The organism is Acidovorax benzenivorans, from assembly GCF_028680575.1.
GTDB lineage: Bacteria > Pseudomonadota > Gammaproteobacteria > Burkholderiales > Burkholderiaceae_C > Acidovorax > Acidovorax benzenivorans.
The window spans coordinates 71422-86078 of the sequence record NZ_JAPCKI010000010.1 but is presented as its reverse complement, the minus strand read 5'-3'; the positions used below and the strand labels follow the sequence as shown (position 1 = coordinate 86078).

Here is a 14657-nt window from a genome sequence, read left to right as displayed (position 1 = left end):
CACGCATGCTGCGCAGCCAACACATCCTGCGGCTCATCATTGCGGGGCTGGTGCTGGCCTATGTGGCCATAGCCGCCGTGCAGTACAGCCAATACCGCAGCGTGGAGGCCGTCATGCGGCGCGGCGATGTCAACGCGCTATGGTCTTTTTTGCAGCTCAACGTGGAATACGAAAAGCTGGACCATGCGCTGCACCAGTTCGAGCTGAACCCCGCCAGTATCTCCATGGACAAGCTGGAGCTGCGGTACGACCTGTTCCTGAGCCGTTTCAGCGCGCTGGAGAGCGGCACCTCGCGCACGCTGATGCAGGACGAGCCCATCTATGCCGACGCGCTGGCAGCCCTGCAGCGGTTTGTGGCAGCGGGCGACAGCTACTTTGGCGCCAGTGTGGATGCAACCTCCAGCCAGACCCATATGCGGCGGCTGCGCACCGAGCTGGACGGCCTGCGCGATACGGTGCAGGAGCTTTCGCTCAACGCCTCGCGCGTTTCCGCACTGCTGGGCGATTCGCGCAATGCCGAGGTCAAGCATCAGACCTTGCTGACCACCGGGCTCACGGCGTTCCAGGCGCTGCTCACGTTCTTGCTGGCCTTTGCCATGGCACGGCAGTTCCTGCAGCGCGAAAAGGCAACCTCCCAGGCCATGGCTGCGCAGAACGAGCTCGTAGAGGCCCTCCAGCGCAACGAGGAGGCCCTGGAAGCCCGCGTGGCAGAGCGCACCGTCGAGCTGCAAAAGGTCAACGCTGCCCTGCGCGAACACGAGGACGAGCTGGAGATTGCCCGCGCCCGCGCTGAAGACGCCTCGCAGATGAAGTCGGACTTCCTGGCCAACATGAGCCATGAGATCCGCACCCCCATGAACGCCGTGATCGGCATGAGCCACTTGGCGCTGGGCACCGACCTCACGCCCCGCCAGCGCGACTATGTCGAGAAGATCCAGCGCTCCGGCCAGCACCTGCTGGGCCTGATCAATGACATCCTCGACTTCAGCAAGATCGAGGCGGGCAAGCTCGAAGTAGAGGTGCTGGACTTTGACCTGCGCAGCGTGCTGGACAACGTGGCCAACCTGGTCAGCGACAAATGCGCGCACAAGGGTCTGGAGTTGCTGTTCGATGTGGACCCTGCCCTGCCCGACGACCTGCGCGGCGACCCGCTGCGCCTGGGGCAGATTCTGGTGAACTACGCCAACAACGCGGTCAAGTTCACCGAAGAGGGCGAAATCATCGTGCGGGTGACCGAAACCTTGCGCGATGACTCCGGTGTGCTGCTGCGGTTTGAGGTGCAGGACACCGGCATCGGCCTCACGGCCGAGCAGCAGGCGCGGCTGTTTCGCTCGTTCGAGCAGGCCGACACCTCCACCACGCGCAAATACGGCGGCACGGGCCTGGGCCTGGCCATCTCCAAGAAGCTTGCCGGGCTGATGGGCGGCGAGGTAGGAGTGCAAAGCCATCCCGGCGTGGGCAGCACCTTCTGGTTCACCGCCCGCCTGGGCCTGGGTACCGCGCACCATGCGCCGCTGCTGCCCACCCCCGACCTGCGGGGGCGACATGTGCTGGTGGTGGACGACAGCGAGCAGGCGCGACACATTCTGGGCGAGATGCTGGCCCGCATGAGCTTTGCCGTCACCACGGCCTCCTCAGGCCAGGAGGCCGTAGCCCAGGCGCGCGCCGCCGAACAGGCCGGTCGCCCCTGCGAGATTGCGTTTGTGGACTGGAAGATGCCCGGCATGGACGGGTTTGACACCCACCGCGCGCTGGCTGGCCTGCAGCACCCGCCCCACACGGTCATCGTGACCGCCGCTGGCCGCGACGACGTGCAGCACGAACTGGAGCACGCCGGGCTGGCGCTGATGCTGTCCAAGCCCGTCAGCCCCTCGCAACTGTTTGATGCCGCCATGCGTGCGCTGGGAGGGCAGGCACGGTCTTCCGATGGGCGCACCGCGCAGGCGCCACGCCGCGCGGGCCACCTGTCTGCCATTGCAGGTGCATGGGTATTACTGGTGGACGACAACGATCTGAACCAGCAGGTGGGCGTCGAGTTGCTGGGCGGCGCGGGCCTGGTGGTGGACGTGGCCCGCAACGGACAGATGGCGCTGGACATGCTGGCCCAGACCCCCTACGACCTCGTACTGATGGACATGCAGATGCCCGTGATGGACGGCCTGACCGCCACGCGGCACCTGCGCCAGAACCCTGCCTGGGCCCATCTGCCGGTGCTGGCCATGACCGCCAACGCCATGAGCCGCGACCGCGACCTGTGCCTGGAGGCTGGCATGAATGGCCATCTGGCCAAACCCATCGACCCGGATGAACTGTTTGCCGCCCTGCTGCAGTGGATTGTGCCGCGCGCTGCTGATGCAACCGTGGCCACCGGCGCGGGCAACGCAGGCACTGCAGGCACTGCAGGCACTGAACCGCAGGGTGAGGCAGTGGCGCAGCCCACCAACGCAGATGGAGCATCCCGCCCCGCTCCCGCGCATTCAGCCGACGACGCCCTGCGCCAGATCGACGGGCTCGACGTATCCGCTGGGCTGCGGCGCGTGCTGGACAAACGCGCGGCCTACGAGGGCCTGCTGCGCAAGTTTGTCGCCGGGCAAGCCGACGCCGTGCAGACCACCCGTGCTGCCCTGGCCGCAGGGCAGCACGACGAAGCCCTGCGCGCCATGCACACGCTCAAAGGCACGGCAGGCACCATTGGCGCCACGGCCCTCGCGGCCCAGGCCCAGCAGGTTGAAGAAGCCATTGCCCTCAAGGCTGCCCCCGATGTGGTGGAGCCGCTGCTGCAGCCGGTGGACGCGGCTTGCCAGGCGCTGGTCGCGGCGTTGCAACAAGCGCTACCCACCGAGGACCTCGCCAGTGCGGGTGCCGCCGAAGGCCCGCAGATCGACGCCGCAACCGCGCGCCAGCTGGTGGCGCAACTGGACGCGCTGCTGGCCGACGACGACTCCGACGCCATCGAAATCTTCAAGCAATCCACCCCCGCTCTGCAGGCCCTGCTGGGGCCGGTGCATGGCCAGATGAAGCGGGCGTTGGACAGCTACGACTTTGTGGGGGCACTGGCGGTATTGCGCCAGGCTTCCATCGCCTACACAAACAACAGGGAGGACCCGGTTCATGAATAGCCCCTTCGCGCCCAGCGGCAAATGCACGGTGCTGGTCGTTGACGACACGCCCGACAACCTGTCGCTGATGAGCGACCTCCTGCGCACCGACTACAAGGTCAAACTGGCGCCCAGTGGCGAACGTGCCCTGCAGATCGTGGCGGGCGACAGCAAGCCCGACCTGATCCTGCTGGACATCATGATGCCGGACATGGACGGCTACGAGGTATTGCGCCGCCTGCAGTTCAACCCCGACACCGAAGACATCCCGGTGATCTTCCTCACGGCCATGAGCGCTGCCGAGGACGAAAGTATCGGCTTGGAGCTGGGCGCGGTGGACTACATCACCAAGCCCATCAACCCCGCCATCGTGATGGCCCGGGTGCGCAACCACCTGCAGCTCAAGCGCGCCCGCGACTTTCTGGCCCAGCACAACCAGTTTCTGGAGCAGGAGGTGACCAACCGCACGCGTGCCATGGCCGAGCTGCAGGACGCCACCATTCGCGCCATGGCCTCGCTGGCCGAAACGCGTGACAACGAAACCGGCAACCACATCCGCCGCACACAGCACTACATGGAAACGCTGGCCCGCCACCTGCAAAACCACCCGCGCTTCAAGGACGAGCTGACCGACGCCGCCATCGAAACCATCTTCAAGTCGGCCCCGCTGCACGACATTGGCAAGGTGGGCATCCCCGACCGCATCCTGCTCAAGCCCGGCAAGCTCACGCCGGAAGAGTTCGAGATCATGAAGACGCACACCACCCTGGGGCGTGACGCCATCATTGCGGCCGAGACGGGCACCACACTGGACAACCCGTTTTTTCGCTACGCCAAGGAGATCGCCTACAGCCACCAGGAGAAATGGGACGGCTCTGGCTACCCCGAAGGCCTGGTGGGCAACACCATCCCGCTGTCAGCGCGGCTGATGGCCGTGGCGGATGTGTATGACGCGCTGATTTCCGAACGCGTCTACAAGCCCTCGTATTCCCACGAGCAGGCCGTGGAGATCATCCGTGACGGCCGAGGCAGCCACTTCGACCCCGACATGGTCGATGCCTTCCTGACCCTGTCCGAGGAGTTCCGGCGCATTGCCCAGCAATTTGCCGATGCCGAGCCCGCGCGGCTGGCCCAGGTGGACCGCTTGGCAGCCGATCTGCCCCTGGAGCGCATCGAACTGACCTCGCGCGAAGAGCCGCTTTGAATGGCGGTGCCCCGCGCCGTACGTAGCGCGGCACTGAGGCACGGCGTTCGGTGGCTCCGCAGCGGGCTCCAGCAGAAGCACGCCGCCGCGCCGGGGGCATCAAGCGCTGTGGCTGTGCCCGTCCAGGGTGGTGGTCGTGGTACGGTGGCCGTTCAGCCCCAGCTTGGCCAGCAGTTGCACGTCTGCATCTACATCGGGGTTGCCCGTCACCAGCAGCTTGTCGCCGTAAAAGATGGAATTGGCCCCGGCCATGAAACACAGCGCCTGCACGGCTTCGCCCATTTGCTGGCGCCCAGCCGACAAGCGCACGCGCGCCTTGGGCATGGTGATGCGTGCCACGGCAATCACGCGCACAAAGTCAAACGGGTCGATGGGCTCGCTGTCGGCCAGCGGAGTGCCCGGCACGCGCACCAGGCTGTTGATGGGTACCGATTCAGGGTACGGCTGCAGGTTGGCCAGTTGCGCGATCAGGCCCGCACGGTGCACGGGCGCCTCGCCCATGCCCACAATGCCGCCGCAGCACACGCTGATGCCCGCGCTGCGCACATGCTGCAGCGTGTCCAGCCGGTCCTGGTAGGCACGGGTGCTGACCACATCGGTGTAGTACTCGGGGGCTGTGTCCAGGTTGTGGTTGTAGTAGTCCAACCCGGCGTCCTTCAACGCCTGTGCCTGGTGCGATTCGAGCATGCCCAGCGTGGCGCAGGTCTGCAGGCCCAGGCCCTTCACGGCGCCGATCAGGGTGCTGACTTTTTCGATATCGCGGTCCTTGGGCGCGCGCCAGGCGGCGCCCATACAAAAACGGGTAGCGCCTGCGTCCTTGGCGGCCTGGGCGGCGCGCACCACCTCGTCCACCTCCATCAGTTTTTCGGCCTTCACGCCGGTGTCGAACTCGGCTGCCTGAGGGCAGTAGCCGCAGTTTTCGGGGCAGCCGCCGGTTTTGACCGACAGCAGCGTGGCCAGCTCAATGTCGCCTGCGGGCCAATGCTGGCGGTGCACCGTCTGGGCTTCAAACAGCAGGTCCATCAAGGGCTTGTCGAGCAGGGCCTGAATGGCATCCACCGACCAGGGGCCTTGCGCCGCAGGGGCTGGGGGGCGGCGGTGCAACTGAACAGGTTGCGCGGACTGCACGGCAGGGGCAGCGGTAGGAGCCAGGGTGGTGGACATCGGGTGGTTTCCTTCAATCAAGGCGTTGGCCCTGCGGCGGCGGGTTGCCACCGGTGGGCCAGGGTTTGCTTACTCGGTCATCGATCCTTCGGCACGCACCACCCAGTTCATGGGATTGGGGTGGGGTGCGCAGCGGCTGGGGCGGATTCTGGAGCAGAAAAAGGCACAAACGCACGCTACAGGGTCACAAAAAGTGCCAATTAAAAGGTGGGTACAACAGCTGGCAAAAGCCCATGTTTTTGAGCGCTGAAGACGGCGTTTTTCGCACATTTGGCCGTCGTTGCAGGCTGCCACCCAGCAGCGCCTGCTCACCTGCTTGCAACAAGTCGCCATCTGTGGCCATCTGTCGCTCAACAGCGTCCGCAGTCGGCTGAAGATGAGCGACGTTGCAGCAGGCTTGGGCCCTTTGGCCGCCCGCCGCGCAGCCAAATGCTCAGCCCAGTGCCGCAATCACGTCAGCCGGTGCCTGCACCAGCTCGATCAGCACGCCCTCCCCTGCAATCGGAAACTCGTCGTTGCTCTTGGGGTGCAAAAACGTGATGTCATACCCCGCTGCCCCCTTGCGGATACCGCCGGGTGCAAAGCGCACGCCTTTGGCTGTGAGCCATTCCACCGCCTTGGGCAGGTCGTCGATCCACAGGCCAATGTGGTTGAGCGGTGTGGTGTGCACGGCGGGTTTTTTGTCGATGTCGAGCGGCTGCATGATGTCCACCTCCACCTTGAACGCATCCCGGCCCATGGCCAGAATGTCTTCGTCCACGTTCTCGCGCTCGCTCTGAAAGGTGCCGGTCTGCGTGAGGCCCAGCATGTCCACCCACAGGGTCTTCATGCGCTGCTTGTCGGTGCCGCCAATGGCGACCTGCTGGATACCCAGAACTTTGAACGGGCGTTGAGAGGTAGTCATATTTACTCCTGATTTAATAGCTGCTCGCGCCCAGTGCATAAGCGCAAGAGGGAAAAAACACTCAAAAAAAAGGGGCGCAAAGCCCCTTGAATGGATCGCTTACCCGATGGCGGGACGAATCACTGGAATTCCAGAATGATCTGGTCCACCGCCAGCGAATCTCCCTTACCCGCCGTGATCTTGCCGACCACGCCATCCTGCGCGGCAAAGAGGATGTTCTCCATCTTCATGGCTTCGATCACGGCCAGCTTTTCACCGGCCTGCACCTTCTGGCCGGGCTGCACCGCCACATCGACCAGCAAACCGGGCATGGGCGAGAGCAGGAACTTGGACAGGTCCGGCGGCGCCTTGAAGGGCATGAGCTTGTGCAGCCGCGCGCCCAGCGGCGACAGCACCAGCGTGTCGATCTGCGTGCCGTTGTGCGCAATGCGCAGCGCAAGCGGGTTCTTGCCCACGCCACGCTCCACCTGGGCGGTGAAGCCCTGGCCATTGCACGCACCTTGCACGCGGATCTGGCCCAGCGTGGCATTGCTGCTAATTTGATAGCTGTTACCGCTTACGGATACTGCGCTAGAGCCCGATTTATCTTCAAAGTCGGACACCATCACTTCATGGTGCTGGTTCTGCCCTTCGGCACCCAGCGTGACCACCACAAACTGCTCGCCCACCTTCACCTCGTGCCCGGCCAGTTGGCCGCTGATGCCCGAGGCGCGAGCGCGGTAGCGGCGGTTCATGTAGGCGGCCAGCGCCACCAGGAACAGCGGGTCGCTGTGCGGCACGTCTTCGGCATGGAAGCCCTTGCCGTAGTTCTCGGCGATAAAGCCGGTGTTGAAGTCGCCCGTCACAAACTTGGGGTGCGCCAGCAGCGCGGCCTGGAACGGGATGTTGCTGCTGATGCCGCGAATCACAAAGCCGTTGAGCGCCGCGCGCATCTTGGCGATGGCGTCGTTGCGGTCCGTGCCGTGCACGATGAGCTTGGCGATCATCGAGTCGTAGTACATGGGGATCTCGCCGCCCTCGTACACGCCCGTGTCCACCCGCACGCCCAGCTTCTTGCTGGTGTCGGACTGGAACATGGTTTCCTCCGGCGGCTGAAAGCGCACCAGACGGCCCGTGGATGGCAGGAAGTTGCGGAACGGGTCTTCGGCGTTGATGCGGCACTCGATGGCCCAGCCGTCGCGCTTCACATCGGCTTGCGTCAGGGGCAGCTTCTCGCCCGCCGCCACGCGGATCATCAGCTCCACCAGGTCCAGGCCAGTGATGCATTCCGTCACCGGGTGCTCCACCTGCAGGCGGGTGTTCATCTCCAGAAAGTAGAAGTCCTGGTCCTTGCCGACCACAAACTCCACCGTGCCCGCGCTCTGGTACTTGACGGCCTTGGCCAGTTGCACGGCCTGTTCGCCCATGGCCTTGCGGGTGGCGTCGCTGATGAAGGGCGATGGAGCCTCTTCGATCACCTTCTGGTGGCGGCGCTGGATGGAGCACTCGCGCTCGTTCAGGTAGATCACGTTGCCGTGGCTGTCGCCCAGCACCTGGATCTCGATGTGGCGCGGCTCCTGCACAAACTTCTCGATGAAGATGCGGTCGTCGCCAAAGCTGTTGCGCGCCTCGTTCTGGCAGCTGGCAAAGCCTTCAAACGCTTCCTTGTCGTTGAACGCCACGCGCAGGCCCTTGCCGCCGCCCCCGGCCGAGGCCTTGATCATCACGGGGTAGCCAATGCCTTTGGCAATCTCCACCGCTTGCTCAGGGCCAGCAATCGCGTCGTTGTAGCCGGGGATGGTGTTGACCTTGGCCTCATTCGCCAGCTTCTTGGACGCGATCTTGTCGCCCATGGCGGCAATCGAAAACGCCTTGGGACCGATGAAGGCAATGCCCTCGTCCTCGCAGCGCTTGGCAAAGGCTTCGTTCTCAGACAGGAAGCCATAGCCGGGGTGCACGGCCTGTGCGCCGGTTTGCTTGCAGGCCGCAATGATCTTGTCGGCCAGCAGATAGGACTCACGCGACGGCGCGGCGCCAATGTGCACGGCCTCGTCGGCCAGCTTGACGTGGCGGGCTTCCTTGTCGGCGTCGGAATAGACGGCGACGGTGGCGATGCCCATCTTCTTGGCCGTTGCAATCACTCGGCAGGCGATTTCGCCACGGTTGGCGATCAGGATTTTGGTGAACATAACAAGTTCCTCGAAACGGAATTCAAAAACCAGTGATGTGGGCCGCAGGGCAGCGCTCGCGCAGGCAGTCCACAAACCGTTGTTTCTCACGCGGCGACACAAGCACACTGCGAGCAATGCCGTACTGAACACGAATGCGGTCCAGCGACAGCGCGGGCGACGACATCCAGCTGCGAGACGGCGAAACCTCCCGCACCTCGCTCAAGGCGATACGCCAGCGAAACGGGCCGCTGCGGATGCGCAGCTCCTCGCCCGTCACTGTGTAGTTCGTGTCCAGCAGCAGCCATATCGGCAACACAAGCGTCAGCAGGACGATGCCGGCTAGCACTGCCATCTCAGCAGTGGACGTGGAGAACAGCGCCATCGGCGCCGCAATGCTCAAGCACGTGAAACCCGCAGCCACGGCAATGCCAGAAATCCAGGCATCCACCTTGGACACAAAGAATGCGCGCGGCACTGGCAACACGAAGGTCATGGCGCTTTCGCTCTGTGATCAGAGAGGGATGTTCCCGTGCTTACGCCATGGGTTTTCCAGCTTCTTATCGCGCAGCATCACCAGCGACCGGCAAATCCGCTTGCGCGTCTCATGCGGCAGGATCACGTCGTCGATAAAGCCGCGTGCACCGGCCACAAACGGATTGGCAAAGCGCTGCTTGTATTCGGCCTCACGCGCAGCCAGCTTCACGGGGTCGTTCTTGTCTTCGCGGAAGATGATTTCCACCGCGCCCTTGGCGCCCATCACCGCGATTTCGGCGTTGGGCCAGGCAAGATTGACGTCGCCGCGCAAATGTTTGGAGCTCATCACGTCGTACGCGCCGCCGTAGGCCTTGCGGGTGATGACGGTGATCTTGGGCACGGTGCACTCGGCGTATGCGTACAGCAGTTTGGCGCCGTGTTTGATGATGCCGCCGTACTCCTGGCTGGTGCCGGGCATGAAGCCGGGCACGTCCACAAACGTGACGACCGGGATGTTGAACGCATCGCAGAAGCGCACAAAGCGCGCGGCCTTGATGCTCGACTTGATGTCCAGGCAACCGGCCAACACCAGCGGCTGGTTGGCCACGATGCCCACGGTCTGGCCTTCCATGCGAGCAAAGCCGATGAGGATGTTCTTGGCGTACTCGGGCTGCAGCTCAAAGAAGTCCCCATCGTCCACGGTCTTGAGGATCAGCTCCTTCATGTCGTAGGGCTTGTTGGGGTTCTCGGGCACCAGGGTGTCCAGGCTGCGATCCATGCGGTCGGCCGGGTCGTTGCTGGGGCGCACCGGGGCTTTTTCGCGGTTGTTGAGCGGCAGGTAGTTGTACAGGCGGCGCAGCATCATCAGCGCCTCCACGTCATTCTCAAACGCCATGTCGGCCACACCGCTCTTGGTGGTGTGCGTCACGGCACCGCCCAGTTCCTCGGCCGTCACTTCTTCGTGCGTCACGGTCTTGACCACTTCGGGGCCGGTCACGAACATGTAGCTCGAATCCTTGACCATGAAGATGAAGTCCGTCATGGCGGGCGAGTACACCGCGCCGCCAGCGCTCGGGCCCATGATCATGCTGATCTGCGGAATCACGCCGCTGGCGAGCACGTTCTTCTGGAACACGTCGGCATAGCCGCCGAGGGACGCCACGCCTTCCTGGATGCGCGCGCCGCCCGAGTCGTTGAGGCCAATGACCGGTGCGCCGACCTTCATGGCCTGGTCCATCACCTTGCAGATCTTTTCTGCGTGCGTTTCAGACAGGGCGCCGCCGAACACGGTGAAGTCCTGGCTGAACACGAACACCAAACGGCCATTGATCATCCCGTAGCCTGTCACCACACCGTCGCCGGGGATCTTGTTGTCCTCCATGCCAAAGTCGGTGCAGCGGTGCTCGACAAACATGTCCCATTCTTCGAACGTGCCGTCGTCCAGCAGCAGCTCGATGCGCTCGCGCGCCGTGAGCTTGCCCTTGGCGTGCTGCGCATCAATGCGCTTTTGCCCGCCGCCCAGGCGTGCCAGCGCACGCTTTTTCTCCAGTTGATCCAGGATGTCTTGCATGGTCGTCCTTTGGTGAATGGGTTGGTGTCTACTATTTATTTGATAGCTGCTTGCGCTTGATGGGTGTGCGCTAGCAGCAGATTTCGTGCTGCAGTGGATGCTGCAATGCGCCCGGCGGCCACGTCGGCCTGCATCTGGGGCAGTAGCTCACGCACCTGCGGGTGCTGACGAAACGCGAGCTTGAGGCCCGCATCGATGCGCTCCCACATCCAGGCCAGTGCCTGCTTTTCGCGCCGCGTGGCCAGGCGGCCGTTGGCGGTTTGCAACTGGCGGAACTGCGTGACGGCGACCCAGAAGCTGTCCACGCCCTGGCCCAGCAGCGCGCTGATCTGCACTACTTTCGGGTGCCACAGCGTTTCATCGTGGTGCGCGTTCTCGGGGTTGCCGTGTTGGCTGAGCAGGCGCAGGCTCGACGTGATCTGCGCCTCGGCACGCGTGGCGGCGTTCTTGTCGATGTCGGCCTTGTTGATGACCACCAGGTCGGCAATCTCCATCACGCCCTTCTTGATGGCCTGCAGGTCGTCGCCCGCGTTGGGCAACTGCATGAGCACGAACATGTCCGTCATGCCCGCCACCGCGATCTCGCTCTGGCCCACGCCCACGGTCTCGACGATGACCACGTCGTAGCCTGCGGCCTCACAGACCAGCATGGCCTCGCGGGTTTTCTCTGCGACTCCGCCCAAGGTGCCGCTGGACGGACTGGGGCGGATATAGGCTTTTTCGTGCACCGACAGATGCTCCATTCGCGTCTTGTCGCCCAGGATGGAACCGCCCGAGACGGTGCTGGAGGGGTCGATGGTGAGCACGGCCACGCGGTGGCCCTGGCCGATCAGGTACAGACCCAGGGCTTCGATGAAGGTGGATTTGCCCACGCCGGGCACGCCGCTGATGCCGAGGCGGAACGATTTGCCGGTGTGCGGGAGGAGCGCGGTGAGCAGCTCGTCGGCCTGTGCGCGGTGGTCCGCTCGCGTCGATTCGAGCAGCGTGATGGCTTTGGACATGGCGCGGCGCTGGATCAACGAGTCCGAACCGAGAACCCCAGCCAACAACGTGGTTGAGTAGCTCATGGGAGGCGTGCCTCAAAAAAAGGCAAGTCGTCCGAAATGGACATGACAATGCTTCTGAGATATTGAGTCAGTGCCGTGAGATTTGCAGAGTCCAATTGCAATCGATCACCTGGAAAAGCGGTTAGGCCAAGAATTTCCAACGTCTTGCCTGTCGAACCAGCTTTCATTCCTGCCGTGTTCGCGTTGTGTGCGAGTTGATTTCGGAACCAAAAAACCTCTCTCACGCGCTCCTCAACGTACTCGTTCAGCCCATGAAAATCCGCAAACTGACGTGGAAAAAAATACGTTTGCGGCTTCCCAATTGTTACGTTGAACCATGCGCGGTCCTGGTCTGCGAATCGCTGATGAAAATCAGCCTCTGTGTCTTGGAGGAGACGCGCACCCTCTTTTAAACCTCGCCAACCCGGCTCATAGGACAAGGCTGCCGCTACAGTTTTTACATAGTCTTCAAACGAAGCACAAATGCCCAGTAAGCAATTCCTGCGCAACCAGAAATACTCACTGTCTTGAACCTGCTGGGCTTCAAAGCGCAACCCCTCTAGGGGATAAATGCCGTCGAAGCCTGCTTCGAATCCATCCGTTCTACTTAACGCTTCACTTAAAGCGAGATCGTTTTCCGTGGGAAGCTCCAAGACGACCTGAACCGAACGAAGCGCAACAGCGTGTGCACGCCATGCGTTTTCAAAGTCGAGCTTTGCCCAGAAAAGACGATCAATAGCGCGCATGAGAATTACGCCACCGCCTTGCGAATCTGCTCCAGCACATCCTTCGCACTGGCCGGAATTGGCGTGCCGGGGCCGTAAATGCCCTTCACACCCGCTTCGTACAGGTGCTCATAGTCCTGCGCCGGAATCACGCCGCCCACAAACACGATGATGTCGTCTGCGCCCTGGTCCTTGAGCGACTGGATGATGGCGGGCACCAGCGTCTTGTGGCCTGCAGCCAGGGTGCTCACGCCCACGGCGTGCACGTCGTTTTCGATGGCCTGGCGGGCGCATTCCTCGGGGGTCTGGAACAGCGGGCCCATGTCCACGTCAAACCCTAAGTCGGCAAATGCGGTGGCCACCACCTTGGCGCCCCGGTCGTGGCCGTCCTGGCCCAATTTTGCGATCATGACCCGTGGGCGGCGGCCCTGGTTTTCTGCGAATTCGTTGATCTCGGTCTTGAGTTTGTCCCAGCCTTCGGCCGAGTCATAAGCAGCTGCGTACACACCGGTCACCTTTTGCGTATCGGCGCGGTGGCGCCCAAAAACCTTCTCCAGCGCGTCACTCACTTCACCCACCGTGGCGCGCAGGCGCACCGCCTTGATGGCCAGATCCAGCAGGTTGCCGCTGCCGTCTTCTGCTGCAGAAGTGAGAGCATCCAGCGCTTGCTGGACCAGCGCTGGGTCGCGTTTTGCCCGGATATTTTTCAGACGCTCGATCTGCCCGTCGCGCACCTTCACGTTGTCGATCTGCAGGATGTCGACCGGGTCTTCCTTGGCCAGCTTGTATTTGTTGACGCCGACGATCACGTCCTTGCCGCTGTCGATGCGAGCCTGCTTTTCGGCGGCGGCGGCCTCGATCTTGAGCTTGGCCCAGCCGCTGTCCACGGCCTGCGTCATGCCGCCCATGGCTTCGACCTCTTCGATGATCTTCCAGGCGGCGTCCATCATGTCTTGCGTCAGCTTCTCCATCATGTAGCTGCCGGCCCAGGGGTCGACCACGTTGGTGATGTGCGTCTCTTCCTGGATGATGAGTTGCGTGTTGCGCGCAATGCGCGAGCTGAACTCGGTGGGCAGCGCGATGGCTTCGTCGAGCGCGTTGGTGTGCAGGCTTTGCGTGCCACCGAACACGGCCGCCATGGCCTCGATGGTGGTGCGGACGATGTTGTTGTAGGGGTCTTGCTCGGTGAGCGACCAGCCCGAGGTCTGGCAGTGCGTGCGCAGCATCAGGCTCTTGGGGTTCTTGGCACCGGTCTCCTTCATGATCCGGCACCACAGCAGGCGCGCAGCGCGCATCTTGGCCACTTCGAGGTAGAAGTTCATGCCGATGGCCCAGAAGAAGCTCAGGCGCCCGGCGAACTCGTCCACGTCCAGGCCCGAGGCGATGGCCGTCTTCACGTACTCCTTGCCATCGGCCAGCGTGAAGGCCAGCTCCAGCGCCTGGTTAGCGCCCGCCTCCTGCATGTGGTAGCCCGAGATCGAGATCGAGTTGAACTTGGGCATGTTCTTGGCCGTGTAGCCAATGATGTCGCCAATGATGCGCATCGAGGGCTTGGGCGGGTAGATGTAGGTGTTACGCACCATGAACTCTTTCAGAATGTCGTTCTGAATGGTTCCGCTGAGCTTGTCTTGCGAGACGCCCTGCTCTTCCGCCGCCACCACGTAGCCCGCCAGCACGGGCAGCACGGCGCCGTTCATGGTCATCGACACGCTGACCTTGTCCAGCGGGATCTGGTCGAACAGGATCTTCATGTCTTCGACCGAGTCAATCGCCACACCGGCCTTGCCCACGTCGCCGGTCACGCGCGGGTGGTCGCTGTCGTAGCCACGGTGGGTGGCCAGGTCAAACGCCACGCTCACGCCCTGCCCGCCTGCGGCCAAGGCCTTGCGGTAGAAGGCGTTGGATTCTTCAGCGGTCGAAAAGCCTGCGTATTGGCGAATCGTCCAGGGGCGCACCGCATACATGGTGGCCTGGGGGCCGCGCAGGTAGGGCTCAAAACCGGGCAAGGTGTTGGCGTACGGCAGGCTGGCCGTGTCTTCGGCGGTGTAAAGCGGCTTGACGGTGATGCCGTCGGGTGTCACCCAGTTCAAGGCGTTCACATCGCCACCGGGGGCCGACTTGGCTGCGGCCTTGGCCCATGCCTCTAGCGAAGCGGCAGCGAACTCGGGGGCGTTGTTGTGGGGTTTGTCACTCATGGCGAAAGCTTCTCCGAAGATGGCGTAGGTGCGTAAAACGGCGCGAGGGCTGGTCCCGATGTGGCGGCGAGTTTACATCATTCATAATTATTGATTCAAAATATTCCATGCAGCTTACAATCCGCCC

General features: G+C 63.1%; 11 protein-coding genes. 3 read left to right on the top strand and 8 right to left on the bottom strand.

Features of this window, described 5'->3' with window-relative positions:
• Positions 1-5: 5 nt before the first annotated feature.
• Positions 6-3119 (top strand): hybrid sensor histidine kinase/response regulator, encoded by a 3114-nt coding sequence (locus OIN59_RS16990; RefSeq protein WP_274112251.1) that lies wholly within the window; start codon positions 6-8, stop codon positions 3117-3119.
• Positions 3112-4302 (top strand): response regulator, encoded by a 1191-nt coding sequence (locus OIN59_RS16985; RefSeq protein WP_274112250.1) that lies wholly within the window; start codon positions 3112-3114, stop codon positions 4300-4302. The genes OIN59_RS16990 and OIN59_RS16985 overlap by 8 nt, the downstream gene beginning before the upstream one ends.
• Before the next feature lie 99 nt (positions 4303-4401).
• Here OIN59_RS16985 and bioB read toward each other — a convergent pair whose 3' ends face one another.
• Positions 4402-5466 carry a biotin synthase BioB gene (gene bioB, locus OIN59_RS16980; protein ID WP_274112249.1) on the bottom strand — a complete coding sequence of 355 codons (1065 nt, stop codon included), beginning with the start codon at positions 5464-5466 and terminating at the stop codon, positions 4402-4404.
• Here bioB and OIN59_RS16975 point away from each other — a divergent pair.
• Positions 5459-5716 (top strand): hypothetical protein, encoded by a 258-nt coding sequence (locus OIN59_RS16975; protein WP_274112248.1) that lies wholly within the window; start codon positions 5459-5461, stop codon positions 5714-5716. The two genes, bioB and OIN59_RS16975, sit on opposite strands and share 8 nt — an antisense overlap.
• Positions 5717-5899: 183 nt before the next feature.
• Here OIN59_RS16975 and OIN59_RS16970 read toward each other — a convergent pair whose 3' ends face one another.
• The 7 genes from OIN59_RS16970 to scpA all read right to left on the bottom strand — a co-directional run bounded on the left by OIN59_RS16970 (position 5900) and on the right by scpA (position 14530).
• Positions 5900-6370: a VOC family protein gene (locus OIN59_RS16970; RefSeq protein ID WP_274112247.1), complete on the bottom strand. Its 471-nt coding sequence runs from the start codon at positions 6368-6370 to the stop codon at positions 5900-5902.
• A gap of 119 nt (positions 6371-6489) precedes the next feature.
• Positions 6490-8538, bottom strand: coding sequence for an acetyl-CoA carboxylase biotin carboxylase subunit (locus tag OIN59_RS16965; protein WP_274112246.1), 2049 nt, complete (start codon positions 8536-8538; stop codon positions 6490-6492).
• Positions 8539-8560: 22 nt separating this feature from the next.
• A complete protein-coding gene (locus OIN59_RS16960; protein ID WP_274112245.1) occupies positions 8561-9013 on the bottom strand; it encodes a PH domain-containing protein in 453 nt (150 codons plus the stop codon).
• Positions 9014-9031: 18 nt separating this feature from the next.
• The gene (locus OIN59_RS16955) at positions 9032-10564 is read right to left on the bottom strand and encodes an acyl-CoA carboxylase subunit beta (RefSeq protein WP_010458871.1); all 1533 of its coding nucleotides are present in this window, start codon (positions 10562-10564) and stop codon (positions 9032-9034) included.
• A gap of 35 nt (positions 10565-10599) precedes the next feature.
• The gene (gene meaB / locus OIN59_RS16950) at positions 10600-11631 is read right to left on the bottom strand and encodes a methylmalonyl Co-A mutase-associated GTPase MeaB (RefSeq protein ID WP_274112244.1); all 1032 of its coding nucleotides are present in this window, start codon (positions 11629-11631) and stop codon (positions 10600-10602) included.
• Positions 11628-12356 carry a hypothetical protein gene (locus OIN59_RS16945; RefSeq protein WP_274112243.1) on the bottom strand — a complete coding sequence of 243 codons (729 nt, stop codon included), beginning with the start codon at positions 12354-12356 and terminating at the stop codon, positions 11628-11630. Before OIN59_RS16945 ends, meaB begins: the two co-directional genes overlap by 4 nt.
• A 5-nt stretch (positions 12357-12361) precedes the next feature.
• Positions 12362-14530 carry a methylmalonyl-CoA mutase gene (gene scpA, locus OIN59_RS16940; RefSeq protein WP_274112242.1) on the bottom strand — a complete coding sequence of 723 codons (2169 nt, stop codon included), beginning with the start codon at positions 14528-14530 and terminating at the stop codon, positions 12362-12364.
• Positions 14531-14657: the final 127 nt, after the last annotated feature.

Excerpts from the sequence above, each read along its gene's own strand:
- bioB (WP_274112249.1), bottom strand. The coding sequence starts at position 5,466 with ATGTCCACCACCCTGGCTCCTACCGCTGCCCCTGCCGTGCAGTCCGCG.
- OIN59_RS16960 (WP_274112245.1), bottom strand. The coding sequence starts at position 9,013 with ATGACCTTCGTGTTGCCAGTGCCGCGCGCATTCTTTGTGTCCAAGGTG.
- scpA (WP_274112242.1), bottom strand. The coding sequence starts at position 14,530 with ATGAGTGACAAACCCCACAACAACGCCCCCGAGTTCGCTGCCGCTTCG.
- OIN59_RS16955 (WP_010458871.1), bottom strand. The coding sequence starts at position 10,564 with ATGCAAGACATCCTGGATCAACTGGAGAAAAAGCGTGCGCTGGCACGC.
- OIN59_RS16990 (WP_274112251.1), top strand. The coding sequence starts at position 6 with ATGCTGCGCAGCCAACACATCCTGCGGCTCATCATTGCGGGGCTGGTG.
- OIN59_RS16970 (WP_274112247.1), bottom strand. The coding sequence starts at position 6,370 with ATGACTACCTCTCAACGCCCGTTCAAAGTTCTGGGTATCCAGCAGGTC.
- OIN59_RS16985 (WP_274112250.1), top strand. The coding sequence starts at position 3,112 with ATGAATAGCCCCTTCGCGCCCAGCGGCAAATGCACGGTGCTGGTCGTT.
- OIN59_RS16965 (WP_274112246.1), bottom strand. The coding sequence starts at position 8,538 with ATGTTCACCAAAATCCTGATCGCCAACCGTGGCGAAATCGCCTGCCGA.
- meaB (WP_274112244.1), bottom strand. The coding sequence starts at position 11,631 with ATGAGCTACTCAACCACGTTGTTGGCTGGGGTTCTCGGTTCGGACTCG.
- OIN59_RS16945 (WP_274112243.1), bottom strand. The coding sequence starts at position 12,356 with ATGCGCGCTATTGATCGTCTTTTCTGGGCAAAGCTCGACTTTGAAAAC.